The sequence below is a fragment of the Nocardioides sp. 31GB23 genome (assembly GCF_040012395.1).
In the GTDB taxonomy this organism is placed as follows: Bacteria; Actinomycetota; Actinomycetes; order Propionibacteriales; family Nocardioidaceae; genus Nocardioides; species Nocardioides salarius.
Genome location: NZ_JBDYKJ010000022.1, coordinates 1 through 20851, shown reverse-complemented (window position 1 = coordinate 20851; position 20851 = coordinate 1). Strand labels below are relative to the sequence as shown.

General features: G+C 72.1%; 19 protein-coding genes. 10 read left to right on the top strand and 9 right to left on the bottom strand.

Annotation, left to right across the window (positions count from 1 at the left end; translation table 11 throughout):
• Position 1: 1 nt before the first annotated feature.
• Entirely contained in the window at positions 2 to 880 is an 879-nt protein-coding gene (locus tag ABKW28_RS08995) for a MaoC/PaaZ C-terminal domain-containing protein (RefSeq protein WP_348608465.1), read from the bottom strand.
• Complete coding sequence (gene kstD / locus ABKW28_RS08990; protein ID WP_348608462.1) at positions 880 to 2637, bottom strand: 3-oxosteroid 1-dehydrogenase; 1758 nt, start codon at positions 2635 to 2637, stop codon at positions 880 to 882. Before kstD ends, ABKW28_RS08995 begins: the two co-directional genes overlap by 1 nt.
• A gap of 35 nt (positions 2638 to 2672) precedes the next feature.
• Between kstD and ABKW28_RS08985 the strand changes: the two genes are divergently transcribed.
• From ABKW28_RS08985 to ABKW28_RS08960, 6 genes are all read left to right on the top strand, one after another.
• Complete coding sequence (locus ABKW28_RS08985; RefSeq protein WP_348608459.1) at positions 2673 to 3605, top strand: acetaldehyde dehydrogenase (acetylating); 933 nt, start codon at positions 2673 to 2675, stop codon at positions 3603 to 3605.
• A complete protein-coding gene (gene dmpG / locus ABKW28_RS08980; protein WP_348608456.1) occupies positions 3602 to 4684 on the top strand; it encodes a 4-hydroxy-2-oxovalerate aldolase in 1083 nt (360 codons plus the stop codon). The genes ABKW28_RS08985 and dmpG overlap by 4 nt, the downstream gene beginning before the upstream one ends.
• A 73-nt stretch (positions 4685 to 4757) precedes the next feature.
• Positions 4758 to 5924 carry a 3-hydroxy-9,10-secoandrosta-1,3,5(10)-triene-9,17-dione monooxygenase oxygenase subunit gene (gene hsaA, locus ABKW28_RS08975; RefSeq protein WP_348608453.1) on the top strand — a complete coding sequence of 389 codons (1167 nt, stop codon included), beginning with the start codon at positions 4758 to 4760 and terminating at the stop codon, positions 5922 to 5924.
• A gap of 2 nt (positions 5925 to 5926) precedes the next feature.
• Positions 5927 to 6820 carry a 4,5:9,10-diseco-3-hydroxy-5,9,17-trioxoandrosta-1(10),2-diene-4-oate hydrolase gene (gene hsaD, locus ABKW28_RS08970; RefSeq protein ID WP_348608450.1) on the top strand — a complete coding sequence of 298 codons (894 nt, stop codon included), beginning with the start codon at positions 5927 to 5929 and terminating at the stop codon, positions 6818 to 6820.
• Positions 6817 to 7716 carry an iron-dependent extradiol dioxygenase HsaC gene (gene hsaC, locus ABKW28_RS08965; RefSeq protein WP_348608447.1) on the top strand — a complete coding sequence of 300 codons (900 nt, stop codon included), beginning with the start codon at positions 6817 to 6819 and terminating at the stop codon, positions 7714 to 7716. The genes hsaD and hsaC overlap by 4 nt, the downstream gene beginning before the upstream one ends.
• Before the next feature lie 17 nt (positions 7717 to 7733).
• Positions 7734 to 8375, top strand: a complete 642-nt coding sequence (locus ABKW28_RS08960) for a flavin reductase family protein (protein WP_348608444.1) — start codon at positions 7734 to 7736, stop codon at positions 8373 to 8375.
• 16 nt (positions 8376 to 8391) lie between these two features.
• Here the strand turns inward: ABKW28_RS08960 and ABKW28_RS08955 are convergent, their stop codons facing one another.
• Positions 8392 to 9741, bottom strand: a complete 1350-nt coding sequence (locus ABKW28_RS08955) for a hypothetical protein (RefSeq protein ID WP_348608441.1) — start codon at positions 9739 to 9741, stop codon at positions 8392 to 8394.
• A gap of 65 nt (positions 9742 to 9806) precedes the next feature.
• Between ABKW28_RS08955 and ABKW28_RS08950 the strand changes: the two genes are divergently transcribed.
• A complete protein-coding gene (locus ABKW28_RS08950; RefSeq protein WP_348608438.1) occupies positions 9807 to 10457 on the top strand; it encodes a hypothetical protein in 651 nt (216 codons plus the stop codon).
• An 87-nt stretch (positions 10458 to 10544) separates the two neighbouring features.
• Here ABKW28_RS08950 and ABKW28_RS08945 read toward each other — a convergent pair whose 3' ends face one another.
• Together ABKW28_RS08945 and ABKW28_RS08940 are read right to left on the bottom strand one after the other, a co-directional pair.
• Positions 10545 to 11480, bottom strand: coding sequence for a type IV toxin-antitoxin system AbiEi family antitoxin domain-containing protein (locus tag ABKW28_RS08945; protein WP_348608435.1), 936 nt, complete (start codon positions 11478 to 11480; stop codon positions 10545 to 10547).
• A gap of 172 nt (positions 11481 to 11652) precedes the next feature.
• Positions 11653 to 12816, bottom strand: a complete 1164-nt coding sequence (locus tag ABKW28_RS08940) for a steroid 3-ketoacyl-CoA thiolase (RefSeq protein WP_348608432.1) — start codon at positions 12814 to 12816, stop codon at positions 11653 to 11655.
• 130 nt (positions 12817 to 12946) lie between these two features.
• Here ABKW28_RS08940 and ABKW28_RS08935 point away from each other — a divergent pair, with 130 nt between their 5' ends.
• A complete protein-coding gene (locus ABKW28_RS08935; RefSeq protein ID WP_193670646.1) occupies positions 12947 to 14182 on the top strand; it encodes a cytochrome P450 in 1236 nt (411 codons plus the stop codon).
• Complete coding sequence (locus tag ABKW28_RS08930; protein ID WP_348608429.1) at positions 14179 to 15420, top strand: cytochrome P450; 1242 nt, start codon at positions 14179 to 14181, stop codon at positions 15418 to 15420. Before ABKW28_RS08935 ends, ABKW28_RS08930 begins: the two co-directional genes overlap by 4 nt.
• Positions 15421 to 15426: 6 nt before the next feature.
• Here the strand turns inward: ABKW28_RS08930 and map are convergent, their stop codons facing one another.
• The 4 genes from map to ABKW28_RS08910 are packed head-to-tail and all read right to left on the bottom strand — an operon-like array spanning position 15427 to position 19398.
• Complete coding sequence (gene map / locus ABKW28_RS08925; RefSeq protein WP_193670648.1) at positions 15427 to 16194, bottom strand: type I methionyl aminopeptidase; 768 nt, start codon at positions 16192 to 16194, stop codon at positions 15427 to 15429.
• Between the two features lie 17 nt (positions 16195 to 16211).
• Positions 16212 to 17375: a thiolase domain-containing protein gene (locus tag ABKW28_RS08920; RefSeq protein WP_193670649.1), complete on the bottom strand. Its 1164-nt coding sequence runs from the start codon at positions 17373 to 17375 to the stop codon at positions 16212 to 16214.
• Positions 17372 to 18424: a thiolase domain-containing protein gene (locus ABKW28_RS08915; protein WP_348608426.1), complete on the bottom strand. Its 1053-nt coding sequence runs from the start codon at positions 18422 to 18424 to the stop codon at positions 17372 to 17374. The genes ABKW28_RS08920 and ABKW28_RS08915 overlap by 4 nt, the downstream gene beginning before the upstream one ends.
• A gap of 17 nt (positions 18425 to 18441) precedes the next feature.
• Positions 18442 to 19398 (bottom strand): OB-fold domain-containing protein, encoded by a 957-nt coding sequence (locus ABKW28_RS08910; protein WP_348608423.1) that lies wholly within the window; start codon positions 19396 to 19398, stop codon positions 18442 to 18444.
• Between the two features lie 59 nt (positions 19399 to 19457).
• Here ABKW28_RS08910 and ABKW28_RS08905 point away from each other — a divergent pair, with 59 nt between their 5' ends.
• Positions 19458 to 20501, top strand: coding sequence for an LLM class F420-dependent oxidoreductase (locus tag ABKW28_RS08905; protein WP_348608420.1), 1044 nt, complete (start codon positions 19458 to 19460; stop codon positions 20499 to 20501).
• The last annotated feature ends 350 nt before the right edge of the window (positions 20502 to 20851 follow it).

Genomic DNA, 20851 nt, shown 5'->3' with positions numbered 1-20851 from the left:
CTCAGGCCAGGTCGAGCACGCAGTCGGCCAGCACCGGCGAGCCGTCTCGCTCGCCGCCGGCGATCCTCGCCGAGGCCACCACGCGGCCGTCCTCGCGCCAGCCCCGCACCCCGATGGTCTCGCCGGGGAAGACCACTCCCGCGAAGCGCGCGGAGAAGCCTCCGACCGACGTGGCGTCGCCGCCGAGCAGCTGCTCGGTCAGCTCTCGCAGCACGATGCCGTAGGAGCACAGCCCGTGCAGGATGGGGGCGGGGAAGCCGGCGGCCTCCGCGAAGCCGGGGTCGGCGTGCAGCGGGTTGCGGTCGCCGCAGAGCCGGTAGAGCAGTGCCTGCTGCGGGGTGACGGCGTACGACGTCTCGGTGTCGGGAGCCCGCTCGGGCAGCTCGACCGGCTGCGACGAGCCGCGCTCGCCGCCCCAGCCGCCCTCGCCGCGCACGAAGATCGACGAGCGGGTGGTCCACAGCACCTCGCCGTCCGCGGACGACGCGGTCGCCTCCTGCCAGACGACCGCGGCCTTCCCTTTGTCCCACACGTCGCTGATGCGGGTGCTGACGCTGGCCGTGCCGGCCGTGGGCAGTGGTGCGTGCACGGTGATCGACTGGGAGCCGTGCACCACCTGGGCCAGGTCGATGTCGCAGCCGGGCAGGTCGAGCGGCGGCGGGTCGGTCTCGTGGAAGGTCGGGGCCACGACGCCGAAGGACGGCAGCACCTGCAGCCCGGGGCCCTCGAGGGTCCAGCGCAGCGCGCCGGGGTCGACCTGGTCGCCCGGGTGCGAGCCGGCGCCGATGCCGAGGTGGTAGAGCAGCACGTCGCTGGCGTCCCAGCTGAAGGTGCGGGTGCCGAGGTCGGCGCCGATGGCGACGTCGGGGTCGATGGGCATCAGGAGGCCTCCTCGGCCGGTCCGGGGGTGCTGGTCGCGGGCTCCTGCGAGGCCAGGTGCTCCACGGCGAGCCAGCCGAAGGTCAGCGCGGGCCCGATGGTCGCCCCGGGGCCGGCGTAGGTGCGGCCCATCACCGCCGACGAGACGTTGCCCGCGGCGTAGAGGCCCTCGACCACCGAGCCGTCCTCGCGCAGCACCCGCGCCTGCTCGTCGGTGACCAGCCCGCCCTTCGTGCCCAGGTCGCCGGGCACGATCTTGACGGCGTAGAACGGACCCTGGTCGATGCGGTGCAGCGACGGGTTCGGCTTGACCGTCGGGTCGGAGTAGTACTTGTCGTAGGCCGAGTCGCCGCGGTGGAAGTCCTCGTCGACCCCGCTGGCCGCGAAGGTGTTGAAGCGCTGCACGGTCGAGGTGAGGCCCTCGACCGGCACCTCGATCTGCTCCGCGAGCGCCGCGAGCGAGTCGGCCTTCTTCACGACGCCCTCCTTGTACCAGCGCCCGGGGAAGGGCTGGCGGGGCCCGAGCCCGGCGAAGAGGTAGCGGTTGCGGTAGCGCTGGTCGAAGACCATCCAGGCCGGCACGTGCTGCACCCCGGTGGCCTCGCCGGCGTAGATCTCGTGCACGGCCTCGACGTAGGGCAGCGCCTCGTTCATGAAGCGGCGCCCCGCGCCGTTGACGATGACCGAGCCGGGCAGGTTGCGCTCGGCCAGGCAGAACCACGGCCGGCCCGGCAGCGGGATGGTCGGGCCCCACCACGCGTCGTCGAGCAGGTCGGTCCGGGCGCCGACGGCGATGCCGGCCAGGAGTCCGGCGCCGGTGTTGAACTCCGAGCCGGTGGTCCACTCCACCGAGGTCGGGCGCGGCTGGTGCTGCTCGCGCAGCTCGAGGTTGCGCTCGAAGCCGCCGCTGCCCAGCACCACGCCGCGTCGGGCGCGGACCTCGTGGCGCTGCCCCCCGCGGGTGACGCGCACGCCCACCACCCGGCCGTGCTCGAGCACGAGCTCGTCGAGGGCGGTGTCGTAGGCCAGCGGCACGCCGGCCTCGATGAGCCCCTGGCGCAGGCTGATGACGATGGCGTTGCCCATCGCGTACATCCGGTGCCGGCGCAGGCCGGCCACGACCCGCCTGACCAGCACCTTCAGCATCGTCGCCGGGCCGCGCCAGGTACGCATGCCCAGGCTGATCCTGCGGAAGTCGGCCTGGGTGACGATCATGTTGGCCGGCGCCTTGCTGTACGCCGGGTGCAGCCGCTCGAGCTCGGCGCCCAGGAAGGAGGCGTCCATCGGCACCGGCTCGCAGCTGCGGCCCGCCGCCCGGCCGCCCGGCTGCTCGGGCAGGTAGTCGCTGTAGCCCGGCACCCACGCGAAGCGCAGGGGAGTGCGCTCGCGCAGGAAGTCCATCACCTCGGGGCCGCGGCGCAGGTAGGTCTCGCGGCGCACCCGGGGCACCACGTCGCCCACGATGGCCTCGAGGTAGGCCATCGCCTGCTCGTGGTCGTCGTCGTCGACCTGGCCGGCCTCGCGCAGGGCGTAGTTGCCGGGGATCCACACTCCGCCGCCGGAGCGGGCGGTCGAGCCGCCGAAGTAGCCGCTCTTCTCGACCAGGAGGGTGTCGAGCCCGGCGGTGCCGGCGGCCAGCGCCGCGGTCATCCCGGCGCCGCCCGCACCCACGACGACGACGTCGACCTCGGTGGGCAGTGGGTCGGCGGCCGTGATGGTGCTGGTGGCTGCTCGAGGAGCGCGCGGCGTACCCGTCATGGCGCAAAACTGTAACAGGTTCTAGCATGACGGCCGTGAGCAACCAGAAGCTGACCGCCGCCATCGTCGGGCCCGGCAACATCGGCACCGACCTGATGTTCAAGCTGCTGCGCAGCGAGCACGTGGAGCCCCGGTGGATGGTCGGGGTCGACCCCGCCTCCGAGGGTCTGCGGCTGGCCACCGAGCAGGGCCTGCAGGCCTCCCACCAGGGGGTCGACTGGCTGCTCGGGCAGGACGAGCTGCCGGACCTGGTCTTCGAGGCGACCTCGGCCCACGTGCACCGCGAGTACGCGCCCCGCTACGAGGAGCGGGGCATCCGCGCGGTCGACCTCACCCCGGCCGCGGTCGGACCGGCGGTGATCCCGCCGGTCAACGGCGCCGACCACGCCGACGCGATGAACGTCAACATGATCACCTGCGGCGGCCAGGCGACGATCCCGATGGTGGCGGCGGTCTCCCGGGCCGTGGCCGACGTCGGCGGCGTCTCCTACGCCGAGATCGTGGCCTCGGTGTCGTCGATGTCGGCCGGTCCCGGCACCCGCGCCAACATCGACGAGTTCACCCGCACCACGGCCGCGGGCGTCGAGAGCATCGGTGGCGCCGCCCGCGGGAAGGCGATCATCATCCTCAACCCGGCCGAGCCGCCGATGATCATGCGCGACACCATCTACTGCGCGGTGCCGCCCGAGGCCGACCGCGACGCGATCCTGGCCTCGGTGACCGCCATGGAGAAGGCGGTCCAGGAGTACGTGCCCGGCTACCGGCTGCTCCAGGAGCCCCAGCTCGACGAGCCCTCGCCGGCCACGCAGGGCCAGCTCAAGCTCTCGGTCTTCATCGAGGTCGAGGGCGCCGGCGACTACCTGCCGCCGTACGCCGGCAACCTCGACATCATGACCGCCGCGGCCGCCCGCGTCGGCGACACGATCGCCCGATCCGCCTCGATCCTCACCCAGGGAGCCACCCGATGAGCACCGCACGCGACGACCTGGCCCGCACCTGGAGCGGTCGCCACGGCGGCGACCTCGACCTGCGCCTGACCGACACCTGCCTGCGCGACGGCTCGCACCACAAGCGCCACCAGTTCACCACCACCGAGGTGCGCGACATCGTGGCCGCCCTCGACGCCTCGGGCGTCCCGGTGATCGAGGTGACCCACGGCGACGGGCTGGGCGGCTCGTCCTTCAACTACGGCTTCTCGCGCACCCCCGAGCAGGAGCTGATCCGCACCGCGGCCGAGACCGCGACCCGGGCCCGGATCGCGTTCCTGATGCTGCCCGGCGTGGGCACCAAGGACGACATCCGTGCCGCGCAGGACAACGGCGGCCAGATTTGCCGCATCGCCACGCACTGCACCGAGGCCGACACCTCGATCCAGCACTTCGGGCTGGCCCGCGAGCTGGGGCTCGAGACCGTCGGCTTCCTGATGATGAGCCACACCCAGCCACCCGAGGTGCTCGCCGCGCAGGCCCGGACCATGGTCGACGCGGGCTGCCAGTGCGTCTACGTCGTCGACTCGGCCGGGGCGCTGGTGATGGAGCAGACCGCCGACCGGGTCGCTGCGGTCGTCGCCGAGATCGGCGACGTCGCCGACGTGGGCTTCCACGGCCACGAGAACCTCGGGCTCGGGGTCGCCAACACCGTGATCGCCGCGCGTGCCGGGGCCACCCAGATCGACGGCTCCGTACGCCGCTTCGGCGCCGGCGCCGGCAACACGCCGCTGGAGGCCTTCATCGGGGTGTGCGACAAGCTCGGCTGGCGCACCGGCGTCGACTTCCTGCAGGTCGTGGACGCCTCGGAGGACGTCATCCGCCCGGCGATGCCCGAGGAGTGCCGGCTCGACCGGATGACGCTGATGATGGGCTACGCGGGGGTCTACTCGAGCTTCCTCAAGCACGCGGGCAACGCCGCCGAGCGCTACGACGTCTCGGGGGCCAAGATCCTGCTCGAGGCGGGGCGCCGCAAGCTGATCGGCGGCCAGGAGGACCAGCTCGTCGACATCGCGCTGATGCTGCGCGCCGAGCTGGACAAGGCGGCGGCCGACGGGTGAGGGGCGGCTCCTTGTCCAAGACTAGAACGTGTTCTAATCTTGGTGGAACACGTTCCACCGACAGGAGATCATGATGACCCAGGCTGTTCTCGACGGGGTGCGCGACCTGCTCCCGGGCCTCCGCGAGCGTGCGGACGAGGCCGAGCGTCTCCGGGTGGTGCCCGACGCCAACATCAAGGAGCTGGAGGAGACCGGCTTCTTCAAGCTCCTGCAGCCGCGCCGCTTCGACGGCTTCGAGGCCGACCCGGTCGACTTCTACACCGCGGTGCGCGACATCGCCTCGGCCTGCGGCTCGACCGGCTGGGTCAGCAGCGTCGTGGGCGTGCACCCCTGGCAGGTGGCGCTCTTCGCCGACGAGGCGCAGCAGGCGGTGTGGGGCGAGGACACCGCCACCCGCCTCTCCTCCTCCTACGCCCCCACGGGCAAGGCGGTGGTCACCGACGGCGGCTACCGGCTCTCGGGCAAGTGGAGCTTCTCCTCGGGCGCCGACCACTGCAGCTGGGTGCTGCTGGGCGGGCTGGTCCTCGACGGCGACGGCAACGTGGTCGACTTCAAGACGTTCATGGTCCCGCGCCCCGACTACACCATCAACGACGTGTGGCACATGGTCGGGCTCTCGGGCACCGGCTCCAACGACGTCGTGGTCGACGACGTGTTCGTCCCCGAGGCCTTCACGCTCTCGATGGGCGAGACCGGCTCGTGCCGGGGCCCGGGCCAGGCGCAGAACACCAGCGACCTCTACAAGCTGCCCTTCCACTCGATCTTCACCGGCACCATCACCACCCCGATCATCGGGATGGCCATGGGCGCCTACGCCGAGCACGTCGAGATGCAGCAGCAGCGCAGCCGCGCGGCGTACCTGGGGGAGAAGGCCTCGAAGGACCCCTTCGCGATGGTCCGCATCGCCCGCGCCTCCAGCGAGATCGACGCGGCCTGGGCGCTGCTGGTGGGCAACATCCGCGAGGAGCAGGCGCACGTGGCCCGGGGCGAGCAGATCCCGCTGCGCCTGCGCCTGAAGGTGCGCCGCGACCAGGTCATCGGCTCGCAGCGCGCCATCGACGCCATCGACGAGCTCTTCGAGGCGTCCGGGGGCCGGGCGCTGGCCCAGGGCACCTACCTGCAGCGCGCCTGGCGCGACGCGCACGCCGGGCGGGTGCACGCCGCCAACGACCCCGAGCGCGCCCTGCAGATGTTCGGCGCCCACGAGTTCGGCCACAAGGTCGACCCGGGGATGTACTGACCGTGACTCCCGACTCCCTCCAGCACGAGGCCACGGTCGCCACCGACGCCGCCGGCGAGATCACCCTGCGCTACTACGAGGCGGGGGAGCCCACTGACGTCGGCGGTGGGCTGCCACTGGTGATGCTGCACGGCGGTGGGCCCGGCGCCTCGTCGTGGTCGAACTTCGGCCCGGCGCTGCCCGGGTTCGCGCAGACCTTCCGCACGGTCCTGGTCGACCAGCCCGGGTTCGGCGGCTCCGACAAGCCGCCGGTGGTCGGCAACTACTACCGCTTCGCCGCCGACGCCGTGGTCGCGCTGCTCGACGAGCTGGGCATCGAGCGGATCCACCTGCTCGGCAACAGCCTCGGCGGCGGCACGGCGATGCGGCTGGCGCTGTCCTACCCCGACCGGGTCGGGCGGCTGGTGCTGATGGGCCCCGGCGGGCTCTCGCTCAACCTCTTCCACGCCGACCCGACCGAGGGGGTGCAGCGGTTGATGGAGTTCGGCGGCGACCCGACCCCCGAACGGCTGCGCGCCTTCATCTCGACCATGGTCGTCGACCAGTCGCTGGTCACCGACGAGCTCGTCGCCGCCCGGTACGCCGACGCCACCGCGCCCGGCGCGCAGGAGGCGATGCGCTCGATGGGGATGTCCTTCTGGGACCCCGAGACCGCCGAGGACGGCATGCTGTGGCGCGAGGCGCACCGGCTGCGCAAGCACACCCTGCTGACCTGGGGCCGCGAGGACCGCGTCAACCCGCTCGACGGGGCGATGGCCGCGCTCAAGCTGATCCCGCGCGCCAGCCTGCACGTCTTCCCCCACTGCGGCCACTGGGCCCAGATCGAGGCCGCCGAGGAGTTCCGCGAGGTGGCCACCGCCTTCCTCGCCCGCCACCAGGAGAGGGCTCGCCCATGAGCATCGACATCCGTTCCATGGGCTACGTGCGGGTGGCCAGCACCGACCCCGAGCAGTGGCGCCACTTCGCGACCAAGGTGCTCGGCCTCGCCGAGGGGCGCGGGCCGCACCCCGACCACCTCTACTTCCGCATCGACGCGGTCTCCGCGCGCCTGGTCGTGGTGCCCGCCGACGTCGACCAGCTCGCCTGCACCGGCTGGGAGGTCGCCGACCACCAGGCGCTCCAGGCCGCGAGGGAGCACCTGAAGGAGGCCGGGGTCGCCTTCGAGGAGGGCAGCGGCGAGGAGCTCGACGAGCGCCGGGTCCAGGAGCTGGTGCGCTTCGAGGACCCCTTCGGCAACGTCTTCGAGCTCTTCCACGGCATCACCTACGAGTCGCGGCCCGTCGTGACGCCGTACGGCGCGCGCTTCGTGACCGGCGACCAGGGGATGGGCCACATCGTGGTGCCGGTCGACGACGACGTCGAGGCGCTTCGCTTCTACTCCGAGGTGCTCGGCTTCCGGCTGCGCGACTCGATGAGCATGCCCGGTGAGTTCGTCGGCAAGGAGGCCGGCTCGAAGGTGTGGCTGCGCTTCCTGGGCGTCAACCCGCGCCACCACTCGCTGGCGTTCCTGCCGATGCCGAACCCGGCGCGCTGCGTGCACATCATGCTCGAGGTCGAGGAGCTCGACGACGTCGGGCGGGCGCTGGAGCGGGTGCGCAAGCACGGTGCGCCGCTTTCGGCGACCCTGGGCCGGCACATGAACGACGAGATGGTCTCCTTCTACGTCCGCTCGCCCGGTGGCTTCGACATCGAGTTCGGCACCGACGGCCTCCAGGTCGACGACGCCCGGTGGGTGGCGCGCGAGTCGACGGCGGTCTCCTACTGGGGGCACGACTTCTCGGGTGGGCAGTGATGTCTAAGGTCGAGACCATGTCGGAGCACGCCCAGATCCCCGAGGGGATGAGCCCGGACGCCCGGGAGACCTGGCCCAGCCCCGAGCTGATCGAGTCCTGGCTCGGCGACTCGGTCTACGACCTGCACCTCGGGCCCGGTGAGGACGTCGCCGTGCCCGGCGAGGACCCGGCGGCGGCCGCCGCGGCCCGCCGCTTCCGCGACGTGCTGAGCCAGTTCGGCTCCGGCGTCGCCGTCGTCACCACGATGAGCGGCGACGAGCCGGTCGGGATGACCTGCCAGTCGTTCTCGAGCGTCTCCCTCGACCCGCCGCTGGTGCTGTTCGTGCCGTCGAAGACCGCGCGCGCCTGGCCGCTGATCCAGCGCTCGGGCCGCTTCTGCGTCAACGTGCTCGCCGCCGACCAGGCCGCGCTGTCCAACCAGATGGCCAGCCGCGGCGTCGACAAGTTCGCCGGCGTCGACTGGACACCCTCGCAGCACACCGGGTCGCCGGTGCTCAGCGGCACCCTGGCGCACATCGACTGCACCGTGCACGCCGTGCACGAGGCCGGCGACCACTACGTGGTGATCGGGCGCGCCCTCGACCTGCAGGTCGGTGCCCAGGAGCCCGACCCGCTGCTGTTCTTCCGCGGGCAGTACCGCACCACCGCGCCCGAGTGAGCCTCGCTGCGGCGGCTCAGCGGGTCTCCAGCCACCACGGGCTGGTGTAGGCGATCCCCAGGTCGTTGCACGGGTGGCCCTCCGGGCCCGGTGTCGCGTTGGGCTCGTCCGGGTCGGAGACCCGCACCAGCAGCCAGTCGCCGTCGGCCACGTCGACCGGCACCCGCAGCTCGAGCAGCGGACCGACCTCGAAGTCGACCACGTCGGCCACGAGCGGGGCGTCGGTGCCGGGTCGCAGCACCTGGGCGGCCAGGCGCCGCCCGCGCCACGAGCGGTCCCGCGCCAGGTCCAGCCGCAGCGTCAGCGTCGTACGGCCGCGGCGGGGGAGGGTGACGACCGAGCCCATCCGCACCGGGGCGCCCTGGCGGGTGGCGGCGGTGGCGTCGAGGCGCAGCCCGGAGGTGCGGGTGGCGAAGAAGCGGCGCCGGCGCATGGCGCGCTTGACCCCCTGGCGGCTGTGGTCGCGCACCCACAGCCCCGTGCGGCCCTTGCCCTCGGGGAAGCCCCAGTCGGTGCCGTGCTCGTCGGTGACGCCGGTGATGCCGGTGCGCCAGCCGTTGTTGAGGCACACGCACAGCGGCGAGCCGCGGCCGTCGGCGAAGCCCTCGAAGAGGTAGTCGTCGCGCCGGTTGAACATCTCCAGGCCCACGACCTGGTCGCGCACGCGGGCGTCGTACACGAACTCCTGGAAGCGTCCGGGCTCGCGGCCCGGGTGGTTGAAGCCGGCCAGCGCGCCGGCGCCGCCGTCGAGCACCAGCCCGGGCTCGCGGCGCAGCCAGGCGAGCAGCGGCTGCATCAGGCCGGCCTGCAGGACGTCGGTGTAGTGCTCGCTGAACCACACGTTGACGTGGCCGATCAGCGGCTCGGACCACTCGAAGCCACGGATCGCGGTGAACGCGCCGTCGACGTCGGCCGCGTCGGCGTACGCCCCGGTGGCGCGCCACCCGCGCGGGGTGAGGCCGGCGGCCTGGGTGTACTCCGGCGGCAGCAGGTCGGTGAGCACGTCGCCGAGCAGGTTGTCGGACAGCGTGGCGTGGTCGGTCAGCGCCGCCACGTCGAGACCGGCCTCGCGCATCGAGTCGAACGCCGCCGCCGGGTCGCCGTCGCCGTCGCTGAGCAGCGTGTGGTTGTGCAGGTCGGCGTGCACGAGGTGGGTGCCCCGGGTCAGCCGCGAGGTGCGGGAGGCGCCGGTGCGCGCGGCCGGGCTGCCCGGGGCCGCGGCCGCGCCGGTCAGGGTCCCCGCCGTGCCGGCCATCAGCAGACCTGCGCCGGCGGCGCCCAGGGTGCTGCGGCGGGTCAGGCGGGCGCGGGTGGCCGCGTCGGGGGCGGTGAGCTCGCGGTGGGGCGCGTGGTGGTCGTCGCACATGGTCGTATCAACGCATGCGGGGGCGTCCGGTTCCGGTCGGGCGGGTGAACGGTAGGTTCGGGCACGTGATCGCTCTGCCTGCCCACGGGTTCGTGATGCTGTCGATGCCCAAGTGCGCCTCGACGACGCTGGTCACCACGCTGAAGGGCCACGCCGAGATCCTGATGCGGGTCAACCCCCGCCTCAAGCACATGAACTGCCGCACCTTCGCCAACCGGATGGTGCCGGTGCTGCAGGGCGCCGGCTACGAGCGCAGAGACTACGAGCTGGTGACGCTCTTCCGCGAGCCGGTGTCGTGGCTGGAGTCGTGGTGGCGCTACCGGCAGCGCCCGGCGCTGAAGGGCAAGGCCGACGGCAAGTGGACCGGTGAGACCAGCTTCGACGACTTCGTGGCCGCCCACCTCGACGGCGCCCCCGGCGCCATCACCGGGCGCCAGGCCCGCTTCGTGGCTCTCGACGACGACCTGACCATCGGCGTCGACCGCATCTTCGCCCTCGAGGCCGCCGACGTGTGGCAGTCGTGGATCGCCCAGCAGCTGGGCCAGCAGGTCGACCTGGTCACCAAGAACTGGTCGACCTCCACCGCCACCCCCGCCCTCTCCGACACCACCCGCACCCGCCTCCTCGAGCACTACGCCCCCGAGTACGACATCTACGAGCAGCTGCGCTCCGCCGGCGGCAGCTGGGCCGTCCCCTCGGGCTACCGCCCCTCCTGAGGCCGCCGCGGGGGAGTTTCATCGGGTGCCCGATGGAACTCGCGCTACCTGGCTGAAGGTTCGTGCAGGTAGCGCCAGTTCCGTACCTCAGGCAGACCGGGCGAGCTGGCGTCGCAGCCGCTCGACCAGGCGCGCCGGGTGCTCCAGGTCGGCCCACGAGATCCGGATGATCGTCCAGCCCATGACCTCGCGGATGCGGTCCTCTCGCCACTTCTCCCGCAGGACCATCTCCTCGATGCTCTCGCCGGGCCTGCGGTAGCGGTGGTACTTCTCGATCCCGTCGAACTCCAGCACCACCCGGTGCTCCGGCCACGCGAAGTCGACGATGCCGACCAGCCAGCCCCGCTCGTCGCGGACCTCCACCTGCTGCAGGGGCCTGGGCAGTCCGTGGTCGGAGAAGAGCAGGTGGCAGCGGCTCTCCGCGACGCTCTGGGACCCCTCGCGAGCGTGGTCGAGCTTCATGGTCAGATCGAGGTGGTCGGTCCACTCCCGCCTCGACAGCAGCTGCTGGCGGCACTCGGCCAGGGTGGTGTGACCGCTCTCGACGAACCAGTCGATCACGCACACCGCCGCGTCGCGATCGAGCAGCGACGCCGCATCGAGCGCCGTGCGAGCCGGGGCGGTGATCCAGTGCCCCTCACGCCGCGAGACGTCCCCCACACGGCACACACCCTCGTGGTGCCGTACCCGCGCCTGGGTTCGCGTCCCTTGCGGCTCGAGCCCGGTGACATGAGCGACGTCGAGAGGGACCTGCCACGCAGGGGCGCCGTACGCCAGGGCGGCGCTCGTGTGGGACAGCGCCACGTCGGCGGGGTACAGGCGCATCACCCCGCGGCAGAGCATGAGGTGCCGCCCCGACGCGTCGGCGGCGGTGTACGCCGCGGTGGCGACGTACACCCCTTGCCGCAGGCGGGTGAGCTCGCCCGTTCGACATCGTCGCGCGATGGCGTTGTCGTCGAGCCCCGCGGCGACCAGGTCGCGGCGCAGCACGACCCCGAGGTCGTCCGTGAGGTGAGCCAGCATGGTCGGAGTCTGGCTCCGGGTGCCCGCCGGGTGCACCCGTCAGGACGCGCGCCTGTGGATAACTGAGTCCGCCGGCCGCCGCAGCAACACGGAACTCGCGTCGCCTGCACGAAGGATCAGTAGGGCAGCGCGAGTTCCATCAGGTCCCCGATAAAACTCCCGCGGGCGGCGCTCAGATCAGCTCGAGGAGGGTGCCGGTGGCCATGGCGCCGCCGGCGCACATGGAGACCAGGGCGGTGGAGAGCTCGCGGCGCTCGAGCTCGTGCAGGGCGGTGGTGATGAGGCGGGTGCCGGTGGAGCCGACGGGGTGGCCCAGGGCGATCGCGCCGCCGTTGACGTTGACCCGGTCCATGTCGACCTGGTGCTGGCCGGCCCACGACAGCACGACGGAGGCGAAGGCCTCGTTGACCTCGAAGAGGTCGATGTCGGAGATCGACATGCCGGTGCGGTCGAGCACCCGCTGGGTCGCGTCGATCGGCCCGTCGAGGTGGAAGTAGGGGTCGGAGCCGACCAGGCAGTGCGTCACGATCCGCGCACGCGGGCGCAGCCCGAGGGCGCGCGCCCTCGCCTCGTCCATGATCAGCACCGCCGAGGCGCCGTCGGAGATCTGCGAGGAGGTGCCGGCGGTGTGCAGCCCGTCGGGCAGCACCGTGCGGAGCCCGGCGAGCCCCTCGAGCGTGGTCTCGCGCAGGCCCTGGTCGGTGTCGACCAGCCGGGTCTCGCCGGTGGGGGAGCCGTCCTCATCCAGCACCGGCGCGTCGTACGCCGCGATCTCGCGCTTGAAGCGACCCTCGTCGACCGCGACCCGCGCCTTCTGCTGGCTGGCGAGCCCGAACGCCTCGAGGTCGGCGCGGTCCAGCCCGCGGTGCCGGGCGATGCGGTCGGCGGCCTCGAACTGGTTGGGCAGGTCGATCGACCAGTCCGCGGGGCGCGGGTCGCCCATCCCCGCCGGGACGTTGGCGCCCAGCGGGATGCGCGACATCGCCTCGACCCCGCAGGCGATCCCGACGTCGATGGTGCCGGCGGCCACCATGTCGGCGACCAGGTGCGCGGACTGCTGGCCCGAGCCGCACTGGGCGTCGATGGCGGTCGCGCCGGTGTGCTGGGGGAGGCCGGCGTAGAGCCAGGCGCGTCGGACCATGTCGTTGGACTGCTCCCCGGCCTGGGTGACGCAGCCGCCGACGACCTGCTCGACGAGCTCGGGGTCGATGCCCGCGCGCTCGACGACCTGGCGCTGCACGAAGGCGAGCAGCTGCGCGGGGTGCACACCGGCCAGCCAGCCGTTGCGCTTGCCGAGGGGGGTGCGGACGGCGTCGACGATCACTGGGGTGCCCATGGAAGCAAACTAGAACACGTTCTCACTTCAGCCAAACAAATCTCGTCAGACGGCTAGCACGGCGTACTGCCGGTATGTAACCTCTCTCACTAGAACACGTTCCACCCGCCGCCACGATGGAGAAGCGCCAGTGACCCAGCTCGACACCCGTGACACGGTCTTCGACCCCACCGACCCGGACACCCTGGCGGTGGGGGTCCCCCACGAGGAGCTGCTGCGCCTGCGCCGCACCGCGCCGGTCTCCTTCGTCCCCCAGCGGGCCGAGGCCCGCGCTGGGTTCCCCGACCACGAGGGCTTCTGGGCGGTGAGCCGGCACGCCGAAGTGGCCGCGGTCTCGAAGAACCAGACCGACTTCTCGACACGCGAGAACGGCGTGATCATCCGCTTCGGCCCGGAGATGACGCGCGACGAGGTGGAGGGCTCGAGCTTCCTGCTGATCAACAACGACGCCCCCGACCACACCAAGCTGCGCCAGATCGTCTCGCGCGCCTTCACCCCGCGCGCCATCAACGCGCTGCACGACAGCCTGAAGCAACGGGCCGAGAAGATCGTCGACGACGCGGTCGCCAAGGGCGAGGGCAACTTCGTCGAGGACGTGGCCGCCGAGCTGCCGCTGCAGGCCATCGCCGACCTGCTCGGCGTTCCCCAGGAGGACCGTGGCCGGCTCTTCGAGTGGTCCAACCAGCTGATGTCCTACGACGACCCCGAGGTCGAGGGCGACCAGATGGTGGCCTTCGCCGAGATCCTCGCCTACTCCATGGCGCTGGCCGACGACCGGCGCCAGCACCCCCGTGAGGACATCGTCACCCGCCTGATCAGCGCCGACGTCGACGGGCGCGGCCTGACCGACGACGAGTTCGGCTTCTTCATGATCCTGCTGGCGGTGGCCGGCAACGAGACCACCCGCAACGCCATCACCTGGGGCCAGCACGCCTTCATGGCCGACCCCGCGCAGTGGGAGCACTACCGCGAGCACCGCCCCCGCACCGCGACCGACGAGATCATCCGCTGGGCGACCCCCATCACCGCCTTCCAGCGCACCGCGCTGCGCGACGTCGAGATCGGTGGGGTCCTGGTGCCGAAGGGGGAGCGGGTGGGGCTGCTCTACGCCAGCGCGAACTTCGACGAGGACGTCTTCGAGGACCCCTTCCGCTTCGACATCACCCGCGACCCCAACCCGCACCAGGCCTTCGGCGGGCACGGTGCGCACTACTGCATCGGCGCCAACCTGGCGCGCATGGAGGTCGACCTGATGTTCAACGCGATCGCCGACCGGGGGCTGCAGATCCGTCAGCTCGGTGAGCCGAACCGGTTGCGCAGCGGCTGGGTCAACGGCGTCAAGGAGCTGCAGGTGGCCTACCGATGAGCGTCGAGGGGGCGGTCCCCGCGACCTTCGACCCCACCGACCCCGACGTGTTGTGGGAGGGCGTCCCGCACGAGCAGCTGCGGGCGATGCGACGCCACGAGCCGGTGCACTGGGTCGAGCAGCCGCAGTCCTCGCGCGACGGCATGTCGGTCGAGTCCGGGAGCGGCTACTGGGCGCTGTCGGCGTACGCCGACGTGGCCGCGGTCTCCAAGAACAGCAAGGACTTCTCGGCCTCCGAGAACGGCGCGATCATCCGGTTCCAGGAGGGCATGCAGCGCGAGCAGATCGAGCTGCAGCGCGTCATCCTGCTCAACCAGGACGCTCCCGAGCACACCTCCACCCGCCAGATCATCTCGCGCGGGTTCACGCCGCGCTCGATCGCGCGGCTCGAGGAGATCATGGAGCAGCGTGCCCACCAGATCGTGCGGGAGGCCGTCGAGCGGGGCAGCGGGAACTTCGTCGAGGAGGTCGCCGCCGAGCTGCCGCTGCAGGCCATCGCCGACCTGATCGGCGTGCCGCAGGAGGAGCGCCGCAAGCTCTTCGAGTGGTCCAACGAGATGCTGGCCTCCGACGACCCCGACTACCAGGGGGAGCCCGACGTCGCCGCCGCCGAGATCCTCGGCTACGCCATGGGCCTGGCCGCCGCGCGCCGCGAGGAGCCCCGCGACGACCTGATCACCAAGCTGCTCAGCGCCGAGAAGGAGGGCCGGGGGCTCACCGACGACGAGTTCGGCTACTTCGTCATCCTGCTGACCGTGGCGGGCAACGAGACGACCCGCAACGCCATCTCGCACGGCATGGCCGCGTTCCTCGACCACCCCGACCAGTGGGAGCTGTGGAAGCGGGAGCGCCCCTCGACGATGGTCGACGAGGTGATCCGCTGGGCGACCCCGGTCAGCGTCTTCCAGCGTACGGCGCTGCGCGACGTCGAGGTCGGTGGCGTGGCGGTGCGCGCGGGCCAGCGGGTGGGGCTGTTCTACGCCAGCGCGAACTTCGACGAGGACGTCTTCGAGGACCCGTTCCGCTTCGACATCACCCGCGACCCCAACCCGCACCTGTCCTTCGGCGGCCACGGTGCGCACTACTGCATCGGCGCCAACCTCGCCAGGCTCGAGGTGCGGCTGATCTTCGAGGCGCTGGCCGAGCACGCGCCGGTCGTGCGGCGCACCGACCCGGAGCGGCGGCTGCGCCACAGCTGGATCAACGGGATCAAGGAGCTGGGCGTGGCCTACGCCTGAGCGGCCTCAGCCACGCGCGGTGAGCACCAGCGGGCCGTCCTCGGTGACCGCCACGGTGTGCTCCATGTGGGCGCCCCGGGCGCCGTCGGCGCTGCGGATGGTCCAGCCGTCGGCGTCGGTGTAGATCTCGTCGGTGGTGTGCACGAACCACGGCTCGATCGCGATGACCAGCCCCGGCTTGAGCTTGAAGCCGCGCCCGGGCCGCCCGTCGTTGGGCACGTGCGGGTCGCCGTGCATCGTGCGGCCCACGCCGTGCCCGCCGAACTGCAGGTTGACCTTCAGGCCCTCGGCCCGGGCCACCTCGCCGATGGCGGCCGAGATGTCGCCGATGCGGTTGCCGACCGTGGTGGCGCCGATGCCGGCGGCCAGTGCCCGGTCGGTGACCTCGATCAGGTGCAGGTCCTCGGCCCGCGCCGTGCCCACGACCATGCTGAAGGCGGAGTCGGCGACCCAGCCGTCGACGCTGGCGGCGAAGTCGACGCTGAGCAGGTCGCCGTCGGCGAGCACGTAGTCGCGCGGCAGGCCGTGCAGGACCGCGTCGTTGACCGAGGTGCACAGCACCTTGCCGAAGGGCGAGGCGCCGAAGGAGGGGTGGTAGTCGATGTAGCAGGACTCCGCGCCGCGCTCGCGGATCATCTCGTGGGCCACCGCGTCGAGCTCGAGCAGGTTCATCCCGACGTCGGCGACCTCGGAGAGCCTGGTGATGACGTCGGCCACGAAGCGTCCCGCGGGACGCATCTGCTCGATCTGGGTGGGCGTGCGCAGCTCGATCATGCGCCGAGCCTACGGCGTCAGTGCTGGGGCTTCTCCGCCCCCACGACCCACATCGAGAAGAACTGCGAGCCACCGCCGTAGGCGTGTCCCAGGGCCCGGCGCGCACCGTCGACCTGGTGCTCCCCGGCCGCGCCGCGCACCTGCAGCGCCGCCTCGCCGAAGCGCAGCATGCCGGAGGCGCCGATCGGGTTCGACGAGAGCACCCCGCCCGAGCAGTTGACCGGCAACCGCCCGTCCATGGCCGTCTCGCCCGACTCGGTGAGCTTCCAGCCGGCGCCCTCCTCGGCGAAGCCCAGCGACTCCAGCCACATCGGCTCGAACCAGCTGAAGGGCACGTAGATCTCGGCCACGTCGATCTCGTCGATGGGGGAGGTGATGCCGGCCTGCTTCCACAGCGAGGCGGCGGCGTCGCGGCTGGCCTGGGGGTTGACCTGGTCGCGCTCGGCGGCCGTGGTCGCCTCCGAGCGCATCGCGGTGCCGTGGATCCACGCGGGGTTGGGCGAGGAGGCGGCGACGTCCTCGTCGACGATCACCAGCGCGCAGGCGCCGTCGGAGGAGGGGCAGGTCTCGTCGTAGCGGATCGGGTCCCAGAGCATCTGCGAGGCCAGCACCGACTCCACGGTGGTGCCCTCGTTGTGCAGGTGCGCGTAGGGGTTGCGCAGGGCGTTGGTGCGGTCCTTGGCCGCGACGACCGCCCCGACGTGGGTGGGCGCGCCCGAGCGGCGGATGTAGGAGCGCACGTGGGGGGCGAAGTAGCCGCCCGCGCCCGCGTGCACCGGCATGTTGAAGGGCACGGGCACCGACAGCGCCCACATCGCGTTCGACTCCGACTGCTTCTCGTAGGCGACGGTGAGCACCCTTTTGTGCACCCCGGCCTGCACCAGCGAGGCCGCCACGATCGCGGTCGACCCGCCCACCGACCCGGCGGTGTGCACCCGCAGCAGGGGCTTGCCGGCCGCGCCCAGCGCCTCGGCCAGGAACAGCTCGGGCATCATCACGCCCTCGAAGAGGTCGGGGGCCTTGCCGACGACGATCGCGTCGATCTCGTCGAGGGTGAGGCCGGCGTCCTCGAGGGCCCGGTCCATCGCCTCGCGGCACAGCCCGGCCATGGACACGTCGTCCCGCTTGGCGCGGTGGTGGGTCTGGCCCACCCCGATCACGGCGGCTGGCTGCTTGCTCATCGCTGTCCTTCCAGGGTGCACACGAGGTTCTGCTGCAGCGCCGGGCCGCTGGTCGCGTGGGCCAGCGCCTTGTCGGACTCCCCGTCCCACACCCGCCGGGCCGCCTCGCCGATCCGGATGCCACCGGCCGAGAACATCGGGTTGCTGGTCAGGGCGCCGCCCGAGGGGTTGATCCGCACGTCGTCGCCCAGCCCCAGCTCACGGCGCAGCACCAGCTCCTGGTGGCTGAACGGCGCGTGCAGCTCGGCGAGGTCGACCCCGTCGAGGTCGAGCGCCGCGCCCGAGCGTGCCGTCGAGGGCGAGCGGGTCAGGTCGCGGGTGCCCATGCTCATCGGGTCGACGTGGTGGGAGATGCCGCTCAGCCATGCGGGCCGGCCGCGGACCTCGCGGGCCCGGTCGCCGGCGGCCAGCACGATGGCGGCCGCCCCGTCGGTGACCGGTGCGCAGTCGTGCTTGCGCAACGGGTCGGCGTACACCGGGCGGGCGAGGAGCTCGGCGACCGAGGAGCCGCCGCTGCGCACGGCGTACTCGTTGGTCTCGGCGTCGGTGAGCGAGCGGTGGGCGACCTCGGCCATGGCCTGCTCGTCCCAGAGCCCGGCGTCGAGGCCGGCGCGGGCCTGCAGCCCGGCCAGCGACACGGTGTCGGGCCACAGCGGCGTCATCGTGTAGGGCTCGAGCTGCAGGGCCAGGGTGCGTCGCAGCAGCCCCGCCGAGCTCTTGCCGAAGGCGTAGACCAGCGCGGTGTCGACCTCGCCGGTCTGGATCTTGAGCCAGGCCTCGTAGACCGCCCAGGCCAGGTCCATCTCGACGTGCGACTCGTTGACCGGGGGGATCACCCCGATCGCGTCGACGGCCTGCACGAACGAGAACGAGCGGCCGGCCAGGTAGTCGGAGGACCCGGAGCACCAGAAGCCGATGTCGCGCCGGGTCCACCCGGTCTGCTCGTAGCACTCCGCGAAGAGCGGCACGAGCAGCTCCACGCACGTGGGGGACCCGTCGAACTCCTGCATCTGCCGTTGGGCGAACCCGACGACGGCGACGTCTCTCATGCGTCTCTCTTCCCGGCTCAGAGGTGCTGGCTGTAGGTGTCGTAGGCGGCGTCCGGTTCGCCGGTCGGCCTGAAGTGGCTGATGTTCTCGATGGTGGTGCCCCACTCCTCGCGCGGCTTCCAGACGGCCTCGACCCGCATCCCCATCCGCACCTGGTCGGCGGGGACGTCGAGGATCAGGTGCAGGAAGGCGATGTCGGCCCCGTCGAGCAGCACGTACGCCGACACGTAGGGCGGCGTGATGCGCTGGCCCAGGAACGGCACGTTGACGATGCAGAAGGTCGTCACCGTGCCGGTCTGGGAGAGCTCGACCTCGTCGGTGGTGGGAGTGCCGTCGGCCGGGCAGGCGCTGCGCGGCGGCACGTAGACCTTGGCGCAGGTGGGGCAGCGCTGCCCCAGGACGCGGCCCTCGGCCAGCCCGCGGTAGAACGCGGACTCCTCGGGGGAGGCGGCGTAGGTGTAGTCGAGGGCGACCGGGGTGACCACGCCGGTGACGGGGTCGAGGGTGCTGCGCGGGCCGGGCGGCGGGGCCGCCTGGTCGGTGACCGGCTCGAAGCACTCGATGTCGGTGATGGCGCCGGTGCGCTCGGCGCGCCAGCGGACCTGCACCCGCATGCCCGTGGCCACGTCGCCGGGCGAGGCCACGTCGAGCGCGTGCAGGAAGGGCCTGGTGGCCCCGTCGAGCAGCACCAGGGCGAAGGCGAAGGGCCGGTCGAAGGGCTGGGCGGCGACGGGCTCGGCCACCCACGACCAGCTCACCACGGTGCCGGTGGGCGAGACCTCGACGAAGTCGATGGTCGCGGCGTGGGTCACGGGGTCGTACTCCGGGGGCGGGACGACGACCTCGCCGTCGCTGGTGCGCCCGCCGACGACCACGCCGTCGCGCAGGCCGGTCAGGAACCGGCCCAGGACCGGCCCCGTCGACCGGGTGTAGTCGAAGGCGACGGTGACCGGGGCAGACAGGGTGCGCGACATGAGGACGAAAGTAGAACACGTTCTATCTTCCGTGCAAGGGGTCTGGCAGGCTGTCGGCCATGAAGTTGGGACTGCAGCTGGGGTACTGGGGCGCACAGCCGCCCACCCACCACGCCGAGATCGTCCGGGCCGCCGACGAGTCGGGCTTCGACGCGGTCTTCACCGCCGAGGCCTGGGGCTCCGACGCCTTCACGCCGCTGGCCTGGTGGGGCCGGGAGACCACGAGCGTGCGGCTGGGCACCTCGATCGTGCAGATGTCGGGGCGCACCCCCACCTCGATCGCCATGCACGCGCTGACCCTCGACCACCTCAGCGGTGGCCGGATGGTGCTGGGCATGGGCGTGAGCGGGCCCCAGGTGGTGGAGGGCTGGTACGGCGAGCCCTTCGCCAAGCCGTTGGCCCGCACCCGCGAGGTCGTCGACATCATCCGCCAGGTGCTGCGCCGCGAGGGTCCCGTCACCAACGACGGACCGCACTACCCGCTGCCGTACGCCGGCGAGGGGTCGGTCGGCCTGGGCAAGCCCCTGAAGTCGATCACCCACCCGCTGCGGCCCGACATCCCCATCTGGCTGGGCGCCGAGGGGCCCAAGAACGTCGCGCAGACCGCGGAGATCGCCGACGGGTGGATCCCGATCTTCTACACGCCGAGGTCGGCCGGCATGTACCGGCCCTGGCTCGACGAGGGCTTCGCCCGCGAAGGCGCCCGGCGCACCCGCGAGACCTTCGAGATCGCCGCGACCTGCCACTTCCAGGTCGTCGCCGACGCCGCCGAGAAGCAGCGCGTCGTGGACGGGATGAAGCCGGTCGTGGCGCTCTACATGGGCGGGATGGGCGCCAAGGAGGCGAACTTCCACAACCAGGTCTTCGTGCGGATGGGCTACGAGTCGCTCGCCGCCGAGGTGCAGGAGCTCTACCTGGCCGGCAAGAAGGACCAGGCCACCGCACTGATCCCCGACGAGCTCGTCGACGACATGCACATCATCGGCACCACCGGCGAGGTCAAGGAGCGGGTCGCGCAGTGGGAGGAGACCGGCGTGACCACGCTGATGCTCTCCCTGAACACGGCCGACGAGGTCCGCTCGGTCGCCGAGCTGCTCGCCTGAGGTCGGCGCCGTACGCCGTGCGGGGGCGGGGTCTCGGCGTCGCTCGAGCCTTCGGCCCCGCCGTTGGTCGAGCAGTGACGAGCGCCAGCGAGGAGCGTCGCCGAGACCGGGTGACGTGCCCGCCCGCACGCCATGGACTCACTGGGTCTCGGCGTCGCTCGAGCCTTCGGCCCTCGCTGCTCGACCAACGGCCGTCGTTGGTCGAGCAGTGACGAGCGCCAGCGAGGAGCGTTGCCGAGACCGGGTGACCGTCGTGCTTGCCGTACGCCATGGGCTCGCTGGGTCTCGGCGTCGCTCGAGCCTTCGGCCCTCGCTGCTCGACCAACGGCGGTGGTCGTTGGTCGAGCAGT